General features: G+C 69.9%; 12 protein-coding genes and 1 pseudogene. 9 read left to right on the forward strand and 4 right to left on the reverse strand.

Features of this window, described 5'->3' with window-relative positions; all coding sequences use genetic code 11:
- Positions 1-91 precede the first annotated feature (91 nt).
- Together V6U82_RS06245 and V6U82_RS06250 are read left to right on the forward strand one after the other, a co-directional pair.
- The gene (locus V6U82_RS06245; RefSeq protein WP_091113571.1) at positions 92-673 is read left to right on the forward strand and encodes an RNA polymerase sigma factor; all 582 of its coding nucleotides are present in this window, start codon (positions 92-94) and stop codon (positions 671-673) included.
- The gene (locus tag V6U82_RS06250; RefSeq protein WP_334459785.1) at positions 670-1,515 is read left to right on the forward strand and encodes a hypothetical protein; all 846 of its coding nucleotides are present in this window, start codon (positions 670-672) and stop codon (positions 1,513-1,515) included. The genes V6U82_RS06245 and V6U82_RS06250 overlap by 4 nt, the downstream gene beginning before the upstream one ends.
- Positions 1,516-1,610: 95 nt before the next feature.
- Here V6U82_RS06250 and V6U82_RS06255 read toward each other — a convergent pair whose 3' ends face one another.
- Positions 1,611-2,171, reverse strand: a complete 561-nt coding sequence (locus V6U82_RS06255) for a hypothetical protein (RefSeq protein ID WP_181726474.1) — start codon at positions 2,169-2,171, stop codon at positions 1,611-1,613.
- 547 nt (positions 2,172-2,718) lie between these two features.
- Between V6U82_RS06255 and V6U82_RS06260 the strand changes: the two genes are divergently transcribed.
- Complete coding sequence (locus tag V6U82_RS06260) at positions 2,719-3,909, forward strand: IS110 family transposase (RefSeq protein WP_091113578.1); 1,191 nt, start codon at positions 2,719-2,721, stop codon at positions 3,907-3,909.
- A 358-nt stretch (positions 3,910-4,267) separates the two neighbouring features.
- Positions 4,268-4,387: an IS3 family transposase gene (locus tag V6U82_RS31545; RefSeq protein ID WP_223201434.1), complete on the forward strand. Its 120-nt coding sequence runs from the start codon at positions 4,268-4,270 to the stop codon at positions 4,385-4,387.
- On the opposite strand, the pseudogene V6U82_RS06265 reads toward V6U82_RS31545, so the two are convergent.
- Positions 4,373-7,204 (reverse strand): annotated as a pseudogene (locus tag V6U82_RS06265) (LuxR C-terminal-related transcriptional regulator); the annotation flags it as partial. The gene V6U82_RS31545 and the pseudogene V6U82_RS06265 sit on opposite strands and share 15 nt — an antisense overlap.
- Positions 7,205-7,275: 71 nt before the next feature.
- Here V6U82_RS06265 and V6U82_RS06270 point away from each other — a divergent pair.
- Positions 7,276-10,767: a M28 family peptidase gene (locus tag V6U82_RS06270; RefSeq protein ID WP_442933428.1), complete on the forward strand. Its 3,492-nt coding sequence runs from the start codon at positions 7,276-7,278 to the stop codon at positions 10,765-10,767.
- 422 nt (positions 10,768-11,189) lie between these two features.
- On the opposite strand, the gene V6U82_RS06275 is transcribed toward V6U82_RS06270, so the two are convergent.
- Positions 11,190-11,639 carry a hypothetical protein gene (locus V6U82_RS06275; RefSeq protein WP_124778772.1) on the reverse strand — a complete coding sequence of 150 codons (450 nt, stop codon included), beginning with the start codon at positions 11,637-11,639 and terminating at the stop codon, positions 11,190-11,192.
- A gap of 5 nt (positions 11,640-11,644) precedes the next feature.
- Complete coding sequence (locus V6U82_RS06280; protein ID WP_128136123.1) at positions 11,645-11,986, reverse strand: hypothetical protein; 342 nt, start codon at positions 11,984-11,986, stop codon at positions 11,645-11,647.
- A gap of 345 nt (positions 11,987-12,331) precedes the next feature.
- Between V6U82_RS06280 and V6U82_RS06285 the strand changes: the two genes are divergently transcribed.
- The 4 genes from V6U82_RS06285 to V6U82_RS06300 all read left to right on the forward strand — a co-directional run bounded on the left by V6U82_RS06285 (position 12,332) and on the right by V6U82_RS06300 (position 16,175).
- Entirely contained in the window at positions 12,332-13,804 is a 1,473-nt protein-coding gene (locus tag V6U82_RS06285; RefSeq protein WP_051611166.1) for a helix-turn-helix transcriptional regulator, read from the forward strand.
- On the forward strand, positions 13,801-14,343 hold the full coding sequence (locus tag V6U82_RS06290; RefSeq protein ID WP_046569670.1) for a flavoprotein: 543 nt from the start codon (positions 13,801-13,803) through the stop codon (positions 14,341-14,343). The genes V6U82_RS06285 and V6U82_RS06290 overlap by 4 nt, the downstream gene beginning before the upstream one ends.
- 432 nt (positions 14,344-14,775) lie before the next feature.
- Positions 14,776-16,014 (forward strand): methyltransferase, FxLD system, encoded by a 1,239-nt coding sequence (gene fxlM, locus V6U82_RS06295; RefSeq protein ID WP_043330488.1) that lies wholly within the window; start codon positions 14,776-14,778, stop codon positions 16,012-16,014.
- 23 nt (positions 16,015-16,037) lie between these two features.
- The gene (locus V6U82_RS06300) at positions 16,038-16,175 is read left to right on the forward strand and encodes an FxLD family lanthipeptide (RefSeq protein ID WP_082159628.1); all 138 of its coding nucleotides are present in this window, start codon (positions 16,038-16,040) and stop codon (positions 16,173-16,175) included.
- The last annotated feature ends 17 nt before the right edge of the window (positions 16,176-16,192 follow it).

The following is a 16,192-nucleotide window of genomic DNA, read 5'->3' on the forward strand; positions in this document are numbered from 1 at the left end:
TTCACGCGCTGCGGCTCTCGCGCCGGCGCCACGACCTCAGACGTCGACCGTCGGCCTGCAACAAGGTCGGCGTGGGCGGCCATAGTGTGGTGTGAGGCATCAAGTATGGCCGCCGGACGAGGAACTGTGGTCCTCGATCACCGCCGGCGACGAGGCGGCGTTCGGTCGGCTCTTCGACCGATACTCCCGCCCGGTCTACAACCACGCGTTCCGGCTGACCGGGTCGTGGTCGACGGCTGAGGACGTCACTCAGGCGACGTTCCTCGTCGCGTGGCGCCGCCGGCACGACGCCCGCCTGGTGGACGGTTCGGCGCTGCCGTGGCTGCTGGTCGTCGCCACCAACACGGTCCGCTCGGAGTGGCGGTCCGCGCGCCGGTGGCTGGCGCTGCTACGGCGTCTACCGGGTGAGCGGTACGCCGATGGTGACCTCGCAGACGAGGTTTCCGCTCGGCTCGACGACGAAAGGCGGATGACCGAGGTCCTCTCGGTGGTCCGCGGATTGCCGCCGGCCGAGCGGGAGGCGGTGGCGTTGTGCCTGTGGTCCGGCGTGTCGTACCCGGACGCGGCAGCCGTGTTGGGCATCAGCGAGGTGGCGGTGCGGTCGAGAGTGAGCCGTGCGCGCAGCCGCCTGACCCGTCTGATGCCAGAGGAGATCCAGGAGGGGAAGCGGTGAACGACATTCTCGACCTGCCCGCGGAGCGGGACCTGCCGCCGGATGCGGCACACGCGATGCGGGCCCGGATCCTCGGCTTCGTGAGCCCGCCTCCGCCGCGTATTCCACGACTGCGGATCGCCATTGCTGCGGCGGTGCTGCTGGCCGTGGCTTCCGGTGCCGCGGCGGTGGTGTGGGACCGGCCGGAGCGCTCGACCATGCAGGTGCTGGCCATGGGGGCCGGTGAGCTGTCGCCGACGCTGCGGGACGCGGCGCAGCGGTGCCTGCAGTGGAACTCCCCGCAACGACAGACCCGCCAGGCACCAGGGGAGCGACCCGTTCCGGTGGCCCTGGCTGACCTGGCGGTGGCCACGGAGCGAGGTGACCGTGCGCTGGTGTTGTTCATGAACGACGTCGGCTACGCCACCTGCGACGTGGACGGGGCGGGAACAGCCCGGGAGTCCGGCGGGGGCGCCACTGAGCCGTGGCCGCACGGTGACCTGCTGCCCGGGCCGGTGCAGCGGCTGCTGCTGACCTCCACCGAGCACGACGGCGGGGACGTCAGCGTCAGCGGCCGGGCCAGCAGCCGCGTCCACCGGCTCGTACTCGACCACGGCGACGGCCACACCACCACAGCACGACTGTCCGAAGGCGCGTTCGGCCTGATGACCAACGACGCCCGACTCAAGGCCGGCAACGACCCTGAACTGGTCAGCTACGACGCCCGCGGGACGGAGATCGACAGGCGTCCGCTGTTCCAGGCCGAAGACCAACTCGAGCACTGCTACGCGGACCCGGACGGGAAGCGGATCTACGGCAAACCGACCAGCGACTGCCGTCCCGCCGAGACGTGGGGGCGTTAGCCATGATCGGAGGCTGCCCGCTGCCCGCTGCCCGCTGCCCGCTGCCCGCTGCCCGCTGCCCGCTGCCCGCTGCCCGGGGCGTGGGGCGTGGGTCGTCACTCGCGGGTCAGCCCCGGTGGCAGCGCGTCCTCGCCAGGTCGGACCTGGCGGGCACTGGCCACCGGGTCATGTTCCAGGGTGTGGATCAGTGGTGCCGGGCCGCCGACGCAGGTCCAGGTGTCGTCCCAGAGAGCGGAGACCAGCCATGACAGGTCGGCGGGGAAGAACATGTCCGGCAGCGCGCCGTGCGGGCGGCGGATATGACCACCGGTCCGCCAGGTGAGGGCCTGTTCGGGGCCGGCCTGGACCAGCACGTACGGCCAGTTCCAGTAGAGGCACACCCTCGGGGCGTGGGGGAAGACGACGTCGTGGGCGCCGGTGTCGAGGTAGGCGAGCCACCACGGCTGGTCGGGGGTATGCGTGGTGAGGTCCTCGATCAGGGCGTGCTCGTAGGCGGTGGCGGTGACGTCGTCGGTCTGGTACGTGGTGGCGTAGGCGTCGAAGATCGGCGGGATGGCGGTGGTGATCGAGACGCCGGCAGTGGTGTGCCCGGCGATCCAGCCCACGTCGGCGGCAGTGCCGACGCACCAGCCCCGCCCGTCCTTGCTGACCTGCACACCACCATTCAAGCCGCTGCGGCGACGGTTGGCGTGGCAATCGGGCCGGTCGCGGAGCGGCGGCCGGCGACCAGCCGTCGTGGGCCACGATGCCCAACGCCTGCCCCGCGCTCGGTGGAGCGCTGATGCTCGCAGGTCCCGCACATCGTGTCCGGGGTGCCGGCCGGAGACGGCGGCAGGCTCAGGGTTGCCGCGCCCGCGGGGTCCGAGGGTGGGGAGGGCTGAAGTGTGTTCCGCCGTGATCGTGGCTGAGCCTCGAGGTGCCACCCACTTCTCGCTCCGCGGGCGGGCCGGGTTGAACGGGCGCGGCCCTGGCGGCCGTAGACCCGGAGATGCCCGAGAGCGGTGGGTATGGCTGCGTGTGTTTCGTCGAGATCGCTTGGCTCACGGTAGGAGATGCCACCCGCCGCTTCGTCGTCTGTGAGATTCGGTAGACCGCTGATGGAGATCCGCGACCTGCGTTCGCATCGTTAGAAGATGCCGGCAAACCCGAACCCCAGACGAGGCGCATTCGAGAAAAAGCCGACCGACGAAGGAGAGCACGACGGTGGCGAAGCTGTGGATCGGCGTGGACATCGGCAAGACCCACCACCACGTCGCCGCTGTCGACGGTGACGGCCGGCTCGTCTACTCCCGTCGAGTAGCCAACGACGAGACCGCGCTCCTGACAGTGATGGCCGAGGTGTCAACGCACGGCCGTGGGGTCTGCTGGGCGGTCGACGTCACGACCGGCCTGTCGGCGCTGCTGCTGACCCTGCTGTGGCGGCGGCAGGTGCAGGTTCGTTACGTCTCCGGCACCGTTGCGTTCCACATGGCCGCCGCGTTCGCCGGGGAGAACAAGACCGACGCCCGCGACGCGGTCGTCATCGCCCAGACCATCCGCCTGCGCCCCGACATTCCGATCCTGGAACCCTCCGACCGGCTCCTGGCCGAACTCAGCGTGCTCACCGGCTACCGCGCCGACCTCGTCGGCCAGCGCGTCGCCACCCTGTTCCGGCTGCAGGAACTCCTCACCGGCATCAGCCCCGCCCTGGAACGCGCTGTGGACCTGAACCGGAAGGCCCCGATGATGGTCCTCGCCTGTTGGCAGACCCCGGCCGCAATCCGGCACGCCGGCGTCGACCGGATCACCGCCCTACTCCGACGCGGTCACGTGAAAAACGCCGTCCAGGTCGCCGAGGCGATGGTGGCCGCCGCCCGCCAGCAGACCGTCACGCTCCCCGGCCAACGTGCCGCGGCCGTGGTGGTGGGGCAGATGGCCACCGAGATCCTCGCCATCGACCAACGCATCGCCGCCGTCGACGACCTCATCGCCGAACAGCTCGACCAGCACCCCCTCGCGCCGATCATCGGGAGCCTGCCCGGCATGGGCCCACTACTGACCGCCGAACTACTCGTCCACACCGCCGGCATGACCGAATACGACAGCCCCACCAAACTCGCCGCCCACGCCGGCCTGGCACCCGTCTCCCGCGACTCCGGAACGGTCTCCGGCAATCACCGTCAGCCCCGCCGCTACCACCGAAGACTGCGACACATCCTGTGGATGGCCGCGTTCACCGCCGCCCGAGAATGCCCCACCTCCCGCGCCTACTACGAGAAGAAACGCGCCGAAGGAAAGAACCACCGCCAAGCCATACTCGCCCTCGCCCGGCGACGCGTCGACGTCCTCTGGGCACTCATCCGCGACCGCAAGACATTCACTCGACCGGCACCGGTGATCCGCGCGGCAGCCTGAACCAATCGGCTCCCCGCCGGCGCGAGCCCACGCGCCGGCCGCTTCACCCTGCCCACCAAGATCAAACCGGAGTCACATGGAGACTCCTAAGACCGTCATCTATGCATGTCGGTAGGCCGACTGCCTGCGATTCAGCCGTTCATTACCTCTGTTTGTTGGTCGCATTGGATAGCTGCTGCGCTCCGTTGCTGGCGGTTACAGTAGCAAACCGGCCGCCTCTGTTGCTTTTTGTGTCAACTTTCTCGATTCTAAATCCTCGTCACGGCATTTTGCGACTTGACGTAGCGAGGATGCTGTCCGGGGAAGCACGTGCGATCCTCGCCCAACCCGCTCCTTTACGCCGCACGCCGAGTTACGCCTGGGCACCGGAGTCGGAAGTGGGCGCAAACGCGTTGCCAGGCTGATGCGCCAGGCCGGGCTGCAGGGCTTCTGCCGGCGCTGCCGTCAGGGCTGCAAGGTGCGCGAGTTGGACGCGTGAGTGGATGCCGAGCTTCCGGTAGACGCGGGTGAGGTTTGCTTCGACTGTTTTGACACTGATGGTGAGGGCGGTGGCGATGTCGCGGTTGGTCGCTCCGCTGGCGGCGAGCTCGACGCAGCGCTGTTCGGCGGAGGTGAGGCAGGGGAGCGTACTGCTGTGCGCGGGGACGGGCTCCAGTTGGTGGAGGGTGCGGGTGGCGGCTTCGATCCAGGGGTGTGCCTGGTGCGTGCTGAAGAGGTCGGCGGCGCTCTGCGCCGCGGTGCGGGCGCTGGCGCGTCGGCGTCCGCGTCGTTCGGTGTGGCTGAGGGCCAGGAGGGTTCGACCGTGTTCGATGGGCAGGTGGCGGAGGTGGTCGGCTGCTGCGGTGAGGAGGTCGGCGGCCGCATCGTAGTTGCCCAGGGTGGCTTCCAGGAGTGCCTGGGAGCGGTCGAGCACGGGGAGGACGCAGCTTCTATCTAGATCAGTCGCGGTGCGACGGGTATCGGTCAGCAGTTTGCGGGCTTGGTCGAGGTAGCCGAGGGAGATGAGGGCTTGGGCGAGGTCGGCGTGCCAGCGCAGGACGGACGGGTCGCGGACCTGCTGGCGCTTCTCAAGCGTACGGACCTCTTCCAGCGCCTCCAGGGCTTCTTTCGGACGCCCGGTGACCAGGAGAAGATGTCCGAGGACGAAGAGGTTTCGGGAGAGGAAGACTTTGTTGTCCTCCCGGCGGGAGGTGTCCGCCCCGCGGCGTGCGTGAGCGAGGGCGGAGTCGGTGCACGAGGCGGTGCCCTCGACCAGGGCGGAGGTGTAGCACGTTGGGGCGGGGTCCAAGGCGGCTCTGTCGGTAAGCGACAGGGCGCGGCCGGCGTAGTCGAGGGCCAGTCCGCACCGTCCGGCGCGGATCTCGACTTCGGCGAGGCTGCGCAGGACATCCACGGTGGCTTCGGCGTCTCCGGTCCGCTCGGCTTCGACGAGCAGAGGCAGCAGTGCGCTGCGGGCTTCGTCCAGACGGTCGTCGAAGATGGCGTGCCGGGCGGAGAGCTGTTCGGGCCTGGCGTTGACGGGGATGTGAGTGCTGCGTGGCAGGGACAGGGCGTGGCCGAGCGTGGTCTCGGCTTGGGGGCGGCCGAGGATGCGTTGGATGCGGGCCTGCATCGTGAGGGCCATGGCGGTGGTGGCGGTGTCGCCAGCGCTCCGGGCGAGGCTGGCGGCCCGGGCAGCCTGGGCGCACGCCCGGTCGGGATCGCCGTTGACGTTGGCCCAGATCGCCTGGCGGACGAGGATCTGCGCGGTCAGGTCCGGATGTCCGGCCGCTTCGTGAAGTGCGTCGGCGAACAGCTTGTCGCCGTTGTACAGGTGCTGTCCGCCTGAGTCGATCAGGGAGATGAGGGCGTTGACGCGGTTGGCGGGGCTGCTGTCGTGGTGCAGGACGAGGCGGACGGCAGCCTGGCCGCGGGGCAGGTCGCCGTTGTGGGCGGCGTCGCGTACGGCGGTCAGCGCCCGTTCGGTGAGCAGGTCGGCGTCGGTCTCCGGGGTACGTTCGGCGGCGAGCAGGGAGAGCTCGGCCGCTAGTGCGGGTTCTCCGCGCAGCCGGGCGCGGGCGGCGGCGCGGTCGGCGCAGTCGGCCGACTGCGGGTCGTTGGTGTCGGCCGCCAGCGTGGTGTGACGGTCGCGGCGGATGCTGTCGCGGCTGGCTTCGGCCAGGCGGGCGTGCAGGAGCCTGCGTGTGGCGACCGGCGGTCGGGCCGCGAGTTCGGCACCGATCGCGGCGGCGGCGAACCGGATCTTCCCGTCGACCTGCCCGATGTTGATCAGTCCGGCTGCCTCGGCCTCTGCGAGAAGGTTTTCGGCGGGCGGGCCGGCGAGGCGGCTCAGCAGTTCGCGGTCGGGCCGGTCGTCGAGTGCGGCGACCGTCAACAGTTCCTGAACTTCGGCCGACACAGTGCCCAGCCATTCGTTCACCAGTCGGCGGGCGGCCAGCGGCAGGACCAGGTCGTCTACGAGACCCTGAGCGGCCGGCAGGTCGGTGGCGCGGCTGCGGGCCCCGGCGAATGCGAGGGCTAGGGCCGGGTTCCCTCCGCTGCGGATGTGGGTCTGCGTGACCTCGTAGGGGGTTAGCCGGTACGGCGACAGCAGGGTTGCGACCTGATCGGGTGTCAGCGCCGGGATGCGTACCGCACAGGGGTCCTCGCCGCACCAGTGGCCTTCGCTCCCCGGGCGCCAGATTCGCTCTGCGGCTATGACGGGAAGGTCGGGAGCCAGGCGCAGTGCCCAACGCAAGACGGCCGCGCTGGCCGTATCCAGCCACTGGGCGTTGTCCACCACCAGTGTCAGAGGCGGGGTGTCCAGCAGCAGGGTGGCGGTCAACCGGCGCAGCCGTAGAGCGGTCCCGGCGGGATCGGCAGAGCCCGGCACTCCGACGGCCTTGTCGATTCCGGTCGCGAGTTCCCGCGCGGCCGGCAGCGGTTGGAGGGCCAGTGCGAGTTCGAGCAGTCCGGTGTAGGGGACCTGGGCGTCCTGTGGGCTCGGAGCCAGCCTTAGGACAGGCATGCCCAGCTGCTGCCCGAGTACACCGGCCGCAGCGGTCTTGCCGATCCCGGGCGGACCGAACAGCACCACCCGACGGGCGCCGCGCACGACGCCCGGTACCACCGGCAGCATGGTGCCGGTGGCCCCCTGATGCGCATTCACTGCCGTCGCAGAATCTGGCACCGGATCATAGTGCGCCCGACGGTCCTTCGCGCACCAGAGCAAGGGGTTGCCCTGATTTCGGCCAGCCTCCGCCGTTCCTAGTGTCATCGCCAAAGCCGAGCTGTCACCGGTTGCCGGAGATCCCATCAACACGGGCCCTGCTGCCACACCCCTCAACCCATCTCGGCGGGAGGATTGCGATGTATCGAAGAACTGCCATGGCGGCCGCTGTCGCGGTTGCGCTTACCCTGGGCACCGTGACCGGGGTGGCCACCCAGTCGACCGCAGCCACCCCGCCCCCTACACCCACGGTTGCGCAGAGCCCGCTGTCGCTGGCGATCTCCGCGGCCGACCGGGCCGCCGACGGCGGTCACGACGCGCTGGCGAAAGGCCCCTTCGAGCAGTACGACCGGCGCATGGTGATCCCGTGGGTCGACGGGCTGTTCTCCATCGCCTACACACGCACCTACCGGGGCCTGCCGGTGGTCGGCGGCGACGCCGCCGTGCTCGCCGACGGCAAGGGCGCGATCCGGGCGATCTCGGCCGCCACCAAGACGAAGATCAACGTGTCGGTGGTGCCGACGGTCGCCGTCGACCGTGCCGAGCAGACCGCCAAGAGCCTGCTCGCGAAGGTCGACCGGGTCGAGTCGCGCACCCTGGTGGTGCACGTCAAGGACAGCACCGCCCGCCTCGCGTGGGAGGTCGTCGTCGCCGGGCGCACCGCCTCGGCGCCCAGCCACCTGCATGTCTTCGTGGACGCGCGCACCGGCCAGGTGCTGGCCAAGCAGGAGGACGCCGCGGCCGGTTCCGGCACCGGCAAGTGGAACGGGCCCAGCCCGTTGTCGATCACCACGTCGCAGTCGGGCAGCACGTACTACCTGCGCGACACCACGCGCACCGGCCTGAACTGCCAGGACTACAGCACCAGTACCGTCTTCTCCGGCGCGGACGACAGCTGGGGCAACGGGGTGGGCACCAGCAAGGAGACCGGCTGCGTCGACGCACTGTACTCGGCGCAGAAGGAATGGGACATGCTGTCGGCCTGGCTGGGCCGCAACGGGCACAACGGCAACGGCGGCAGCTGGCCGATCAAGGTCGGCCTGAACGAGCAGAACGCCTACTGGGACGGCTCCACGATCACGATCGGCAAGAACTCGGCAGGCAACTGGATCTCCTCGATGGACGTGGTCGGCCACGAGTTCGGCCACGGCCTCGACCAGAACACCCCCGGCGGCACCAGCTCCGAAGCCGGCCTCGGCGAAGCCACCGGCGACATCTTCGGCGCCCTGACCGAGGCATACGCCAACCAGTCCAGCGCCTACGACGAACCCGACTACCTGGTCGGTGAGGAGATCGACCTCGTCGGCAGCGGCCCGATCCGCAACATGTACAACCCCTCGCTGGTCGGCGGCCACCCGAACTGCTACTCCTCGTCGATCCCGAACACCGAGGTACACGCGGCCGCCGGTCCGCTCAACCACTGGTTCTACCTGCTCGCCGAGGGCAGCGCGCCGGGCGGCGGCAAGCCGAACAGCCCCATCTGCTCGGGCGGCCCGTCGTCGGTCACCGGCGTGGGCATCCAGTCCGCCGGAAAGATCTTCTACGGCGGCATGCTGCTGAAGACCTCCGGCATGACCCACAAGAAGTACCGCACCGCGACCCTGACCGCCGCGAAGAACCTGGACTCCTCGTGCGTCCTGTTCAACCGGACCAAGGACGCGTGGAACGCGGTCGCGGTCCCGGCCCAGACCGGCGACCCGACCTGCACCGCGACCAGCACCGACTTCTCGATGTCGATCAGCCCCACCTCGGGCAGCGTCAACGCGGGCTCCTCGGTCACCGCGACGGTCAACACCGCGACCGTCTCCGGCAGCGCGCAGACCGTGTCGCTGACCTCCTCGGGTGCCCCGTCGGGGGTCACCGTGTCGTTCAGCCCGACGTCGGTGACGTCGGGCAACAGCTCCACGATGACGGTGGCGACCACCTCCAGTGCGGCTGCGGGCACGTACACCATCACCGTGACCGGCACCGGTTCGATCACCCACACCGCGCAGTACACGCTCACGGTCAACGGCGGCACCCCCGGTGGCACCGCGCCGGACATCGACGTCGCCAACGTGCAGGCGCACCTGACACAGCTCAGCACCATCGCCACCAACAACGGCGGCACCCGCCGCTCGACCGGCCAGGGCTACCTGCAGTCGGTGGCGTACGTCAAGGGCAAGCTGCAGGCCGCCGGCTTCACCGTCACCGAGCAGCCCTGCACCTCCGGCTGCACCAGCGGTGCAGGCCCGAACCTGATCGCCGAGTGGCCGGGCGGTAACGCGAGCAACGTCTACATGTTCGGCGCCCACCTGGACGGCGTCTCGGCCGGTCCGGGCATGAACGACAACGGCTCCGGCTCGGCGGCGCTGCTCGAGGTCGCCCTCGCGCTGGCCGCGCAGAACCCGACCATGCTGAACAAGGTCCGCTTCGGCTGGTGGACCGACGAGGAACAGGGCCTCAACGGCTCCAAGTTCTACGTCAACTCGCTGACCAGTACCCAGCGAACGGCGATCAAGGCCTACTACAACTTCGACATGATCGCGTCGAAGAACGGCGGCTACTTCATCAACAACATCACCTCGACCGCGTCGCAGCCGATGAAGGCGTACTGGGACTCCCTCAGCCTGCAGCCGGAGGAGAACGTCGAGGGCCAGGGCCGTTCCGACGACTACTCGTTCCAGAACGCGGGCATCCCGACCTCCGGTTACGCGATGGGCGCCAGCGCCACCAAGACGTCGGCCCAGGCGTCGAAGTGGGGCGGCACGGCCGGTCAGTCCTACGACTCCTGCTACCACTCCTCGTGCGACACCCTCAGCAACATCGACGCCACCGCGCTGAACCGGGCTGCCGACGGCATCGCCTACACGCTGTGGAACCGGGCGGTCGGCACCTCGACGCCGACCAACGACTTCTCGATCTCGGCCAGCCCCGCGTCGGGCACCGTGAACGCGGGGTCCAGCACCACGACCACCGTCGGCACCGCCACCACCTCGGGCAGCGCCCAGACGGTTACCCTGACCGCCAGCGGCGCCCCCACGGGCGTAACGGTCTCGTTCAGCCCGTCGTCGGTCACCTCCGGCAGCTCGTCGACCGCCACCATCGCGGTCGGCTCGTCGGTGGCCGGCGGCACCTACACCATCACCATCACCGGCGCGGGTTCGGTGTCGCACAGCACCACGTACACGCTGACCGTGACCGGCGGGCCGGGCGGCTGCACCGCCGCCCAGCTGATCCTCAACGGCGGTTTCGAAAGCGGCACCTCGCCGTGGACCGGCTCCACCGGCGTGATCGGCACCTCTATCGGGCAGGTGCCGCGCAGCGGCACCCGGTACGCGTGGCTCGGCGGAAACGGCTACACCGCGACCGAGGCCATCAGCCAGACCGTCACCATCCCGTCGGGCTGCACCAGTGCGGTACTGACCTACTGGCTGCACATCGACACGAGCGAGTACTGGGCGCTCGCCTACGACGTGTTCACGATCAAGGCCAACGGCACCACCGTGGCGTCGCTGTCCAACATGAACGCTGCCACGGGCTACACGCAGCGCACCGTCAACCTCGGCGCGTACGCCGGCCAGACGGTCACGCTGACCTTCACCGGCACCGAGGACGCCTACCTGCAGACCAGCTTCGTGCTGGACGACGTGACCCTGCAGATCGGCTGAGTTCAACGGCAGGGTGGGGCGCTCGCCCCACCCTGCCGCAGGTCCTGCGCCCCTGTTCCGCTGCCGGACCGGACCTTAGCCTGAATCCGTGGATTGGATTCTGGGTGCGTTGTCGGGTTGATCTAGCCGATTGGGGGTGTGATGGATCCGCTGGCCCTGGTCTCCGTAGAACGCCAAGTAACCCGGCTCCGCCTTGACCTGGCGAGAGGCGAAGTCCATCGCCTCCGGGCGCAGATCTGCCCAACCTCGCGGGAAGCGGCCGTACCGGTCGTAGAACCTCCGCAACAGCGCGAACCCGGCCGTATCTCGCCATGCTTGGACGCAACCAGGTCCAGCTCAGCAGGGACAAGGGTCCAGTGCTCGACCAGCTCGCCGATGCTCAGAGGAGATCGACTCACAGCGGTCAACCACCGTGGCAGCGATCAGGGACCGCGCAGACCCCCAAAAAGATCAACTATTTGGCCCCTGGTCGCAAGATCGGCGTGGTTGGTCGTGAAGGGCCCGTCGGCGTGTGACCAGGTCCAGCGAAGCCGTCGGTGGGTCAGCCACGCACTAGCCTGGCCGGCGAGGTCGCGGTGCCGGCGCTGGGTCCTGTTGGTGTCGCCGCCGTCGGTGGTGAAGGCGAGCAGGGCGTAGCCGCCGGGGATGCCGGCGTGGGGCTCGCCGGGGTGCCGGCTGCCGTCGACGGGGAGGTGCACGCTGGCCAGGGCCGGTGCGCCCTGTCCGGGCAGGGTTTGCAGCATGTGGACGCGGCCGTGGTCGACCAGGTGCCATCGGCCGTCCAGGGGCAGCCTGAGCACGGTGCGGGCGTGGGCGAACAGTTCGTAGGCGTCGACGGGGTCCTGCACGACGAGGGTGGTGGTCGCGGTCATCGTGGTCACCGGGCCCAGATCGCCAGGGCTGCGGTGGTGGCGGCGCCGGCGTACCCGGCGAGCAGCAGCGGCACGGCGCGGGAGATGGCGGTGTACTTGGCCCGTACGGCGCGGGAGAGCCACCACAACTCGCGGGCGCGTGCGAGGGGGGCGGTCTGGGCTCCCGGGTCGGTGTCGCCACCGACAACGCGGACCAGGACGTCCTGGGCGGTGTCGGCGTAGGCGACGAACCCGAAGTCCCCACCCCGAAATCCCGGTACGCGAAACCCGCGTCCGGCACCGGTGGGGCTACTGAACCGCCGAAAGCCCTTGCGGCAGGGCTGGCGCCGCGCGCCCTTTATGGGCATCACCGCACGCTCTTCCGCGCTCGTCGAAGAGGGCCGATGCCCACCGAACTCGCACATCGTGTCCGGGGTGTCTGTCGGTGACGGCGGCAGGCTGAGGTTGCCGTGCCCGTTGGGCCGGGAGTGGGGATGGCTGAAGTGTGTTCCGCCGTGATCGTGGCTGACGTTCGAGGTGCCAACCCCGCTCCCCCGGTTTTCGACACAGGCGCCCTCTCTGCCAGGCCAGCACGCCATTCGCACCAGCTCCACGCCCAGGTCGCGTGCGATCCGCTAACGTCGAATCGCCGTGCGTCGGGGCGCCGCAACAGTCGGCTCGACGCAGGCCGATGCGAACGGAAAGGCGAGCCCATGATTGATCGCCAGGATCTTCAACAGGCCAGGGACGATCTCGGCCGTAAGCTCGCCGCCCTGCGTAGGTCGAGGGGACTCATTCAGGAAGCCCTCGCACGCCAGGTGCACACGACGCGCAGCACCCTGGGAATGGTCGAGCGGGGCCGGCAGGTCGTGGACCGGATCTTCTGGCTGCAGTGCGACACCCTGCTGGACGCCCAGGGCGAGCTACTCGCCGCCTACGACGCCTACCGACACCTCCAGTCCCGGTTCCAGGCACAGCAGGCCGAGGCGGCACAGCGGGCGCGGTGGGGAGCGGTACCCGAGGCGGTGATGGCAGCCGGCGAGGCCACAGGCGAAAGGTACGGCGAAGTCGGCGACAATCGACGCCCGCCGGACCGGTTCCACGGCGAGCGCCCGGAGGCGGGCCGCACCACACGAACCGGGCAGGTCTCAGTCGTCAACGCGGTAGCAGGCCGTGGCGAGGAAGCCGACCACGATGCCAGGTCGCGACTGCTGGCCGAGCTGCGCCGGCACCTGCTCGCACCTGCCGCACCGAAACAGCCGGTCGAGCCTCTCACGCTTTCGGAGGTCCGTCAGCGGGTGGCCCATCTCCATAGCCTTTACCAGCGTGGCAACTATGCCGAGGCGGTCCGGGCGTTGCCCGACACGTTCGAGCAGGCGAACCTGTTGACCCGGACCTGCACCGGCACGCAGCGCGCCCTGGCCGTCGGGTCGCTGGCGGCGGCGAATCTCGCCGCCGCCAAACTCACCGTGAAACTCGGCGATCCCAGCCTTGCCTGGGTGGCGGCGGACCGTGCCGCTCGTGTCGCCGCCGAGCAGGCCGAGGATGTTGCGCTCGTCGCTGCGGCGGCGTTCTCGGTGGGTACTGCGCTGCTGGCGATGCCGGACCGCGTCGGCGATGCCGAGGAGGTGGTGCTGGCCGCTCTCGATGGTGTGACGGACACGAGGGACTCCGCGTCGACGGGTCCGCGTGTCCTGTCGGCCCACGGGGCGTTGACTCTGCTCGCGGCGCTGATCGCCGCCCGGCAGGCCCAGCCCGCCGCTGTCGAGCGGCACCTCGACGACGCGAACGCCCTGGCCCGGCGGCTCGGCGCCGATCGTAACGACCTGTGGACCGGGTTCGGTCCGACGAACGTGATGATCCACCGCATCAGCATCGCCGCCCGAACGGACCAGCCTCAGCTGGCGATCCACCTTGGAGAACAGCTCGACACCTCGTCGCTGCCGGCGGCCCTGGTGAGCCGCCGCGCCCGGGTCCACCTCGACCTCGCCGCCGCCTACGCCTGCTCGCCCGGCAACGATCCCGCAGCCGTGCTGCACCTGCTCGAAGCCGAACGCATCGCGCCGCAGACGGTGCACGTGCACGGCCGGACGCGCCATCTGATCGGCGACCTGCTCACCCGTGAGCGGCGCGCCGTCACCCCCGGCCTGCGGGCACTCGCCGAACGCGCCGGAATCGCCGCGTGACGTCCGGATCCGCGAATGCCCGTCTGCTCTACCTGGTGGTCTGTGCCGCGCCACCGGCCCGCCGCATCGTCGAGCTGGTCGAGGCGGTGCGGCGCGACGGCTGGGATGTGTACGTCATCGCGACCGAAACCGCGCACACCTGGCTTCCCAACGATCGGCTGGCCGCCGTTACGGGCAGGCCCGTCAGCTACCGGCAGCGGCATCCTGACGAACCGAGCGTCCTGCCACGCGCCGATGCCGTCGCGGTCGTTCCGGCGACGTTCAACACCATCAACAAGTGGGCCACCGGCATCAACGACAGTCTGGCCCTCGGCATCCTCAACGAAGCTCTCGGCGCAGGCATGCCGATCATCGTCTCCCCGTACGTCAAACCCACCCTCGCCCGCCACCCCGCGTTCGACGCCCACCTGCGGCTCCTCGCCGACCACGGCGTACGCCTCACCGCCACCGAGGCGCTGCGACCAGCTCACGACGATCAGCCCTTCCGCTGGAACGTGATCCTCGACGAACTCCACAGGCTGTCCGCCCGCCTGTCGTAGTCGGCCCCCGAGAGGCGCTGGGGCCGGTCTGACCGTGTCGAAATCCCGTGTCGAGGGTGTTCGACACGGTCAGACCGGCGTTGAGTGGTGGACATGACCGCTCGGCGCCCGCCGCTCAGGGGTCCCCGGCACCGCCCAACCCGAGGGGAGTTGATCCGTGTGACCCTGTACCGCAGTTTCTCGCCGCTGCCGAGGAATCCGGGACCGCTGGTGGCCGGGACGGCTCGGACCTCACGTTGACTGCGGCTTGATCGAACCCGGGCCGCCTTGCGTCGCCTTGCCGGTTGGGCACCCGGTGAGTTCGGCCTGCGTCCTGCCCAGCAGGGGAACAGTCCTCGGGCGTCTGAGGCCGTGTTCGTCCTTGGCGGATAACGGAAAGTGCGGGCCGTCCGCAACGGCGGCGGTCCTGACGAACAGGAGAGTGACGCGCACATGAGCGTCGACACGATGAGCAGCGACGACCTCCGTGACGCGATGGTCGACCAGCTGGTCGCTGACCATGCGGCCAAGGGGCTGACGATGCGGCCCGAGGTCGAGGCGGCACTGCGGGTGGTTCCCCGCGAGCTGTACACGCCGGGTGTCCCGATGGAGGAGGCGTACCGCAGCGACACCGCGGTCGTCACCAAGCGGCTCGGTGATGAGACCGTCAGTTCGGTGTCCGCGCCGTGGCTGATCGCGGAGATGCTCGGGCAGGCGGCTGACGCCCTCACCGGTGGCCTGCACGGCCGGCACGTGCTGGAGATCGGATCGGGCGGCTACAACGCGTCGCTGCTGCGCGAGCTGGTCGGGCCGTCGGGTTCGGTCACGACCGTGGACATCGACCCGGAGGTGACCGAGCGGGCGGTGGCGTGTCTGGCGGTGGCAGGTTACGGCGATGTCAGCGTGGTGTGCGCGGACGCGGAGCAGCCGATCGACCTGGGGCGCTGCTACGACCTGATCATCGTGACGGCCGGGGCGTGGGACATCCCCGCGGCGTGGATCGCGCAGCTCGCCGAGGACGGCGTGCTGGTGGTGCCGCTACGGACGTTCGGGATGACCCGGTCGTGGGCGCTGCGCCGGGTCGGTGACCGGCTGGTCAGCCACAGCCAGCGCCTCTGCGGGTTCGTGGCGATGCGGGGCACCGGAGCCCACGAGATGCGGTATGTCGACATCGCCGCCGGTGTCCACCTGCGGCTGGATGAGGGCCAGCAGGTCGACCCGGAATCGGTCGGTGGGCTGCTGTCGCAGCCGCAGGAGCAGGCATGGGCAGGGGTGGGCCTGCCGCCTCGTAGCGTCCTGGCCGACCTGGACCTGTGGCTGGCGGCCCGCCTCGCCGATGAGGTCGACCAGTTCGTGGTGCTCTCGGCGCAGCAGGAGGCCGTCGACGCCGGCATCGTCGCCCCTGCCTGGCGGTTCGGTACGCCCGCCGCCCTGCACGAGGGGACGTTCTCCTACCGGTCGACGCTGCGCTGGACCGACGACACGTTCGACCTCGGCGCCTGCGCTCACGGGCCCGACGCCGCCGCGGCGGCGGGACGGATGGCCGGGCACATGCGCGCGTGGGTGGACGCTGGCGAGCCCTCTCCGGTGCTGCACGTCCTACCCGCAGGTACTCCCGACGGCGCCCTGCCGGCCGGGACGGTGCTGGACAAGCGACACAGTCGCCTCGTCCTCACCTTCACCTCCGCATAGGAAGGAACACGCGAGTGGAGACCATGGAACTCGAGGAGTTCGACCTGGACATCACCCTGGTGGACGCCGGCCCCGCTGCCAGCGGGTACGCCACCAGCACCGACGACGGCTGCGGCTCGGGCAACACGGGCTCGAACGCCTGTTCCGGCGGCAGCAAGTAACCGTCCCTGACGATCCA

It is taken from the genome of Micromonospora sp. CPCC 205554, assembly GCF_036902745.1.
In the GTDB taxonomy this organism is placed as follows: Bacteria; Actinomycetota; Actinomycetes; order Mycobacteriales; family Micromonosporaceae; genus Micromonospora; species Micromonospora tulbaghiae.

What these genes read in the sequence shown, in the direction of transcription:
- V6U82_RS06280 (WP_128136123.1), bottom strand. Translation starts at nt 11,986, where the DNA reads ATGCCCATAAAGGGCGCGCGGCGCCAGCCCTGCCGCAAGGGCTTTCGG.
- V6U82_RS06275 (WP_124778772.1), bottom strand. Translation starts at nt 11,639, where the DNA reads ATGACCGCGACCACCACCCTCGTCGTGCAGGACCCCGTCGACGCCTAC.
- V6U82_RS06285 (WP_051611166.1), top strand. Translation starts at nt 12,332, where the DNA reads ATGATTGATCGCCAGGATCTTCAACAGGCCAGGGACGATCTCGGCCGT.
- fxlM (WP_043330488.1), top strand. Translation starts at nt 14,776, where the DNA reads ATGAGCGTCGACACGATGAGCAGCGACGACCTCCGTGACGCGATGGTC.
- V6U82_RS06300 (WP_082159628.1), top strand. Translation starts at nt 16,038, where the DNA reads ATGGAACTCGAGGAGTTCGACCTGGACATCACCCTGGTGGACGCCGGC.
- V6U82_RS06270 (WP_442933428.1), top strand. Translation starts at nt 7,276, where the DNA reads ATGGCGGCCGCTGTCGCGGTTGCGCTTACCCTGGGCACCGTGACCGGG.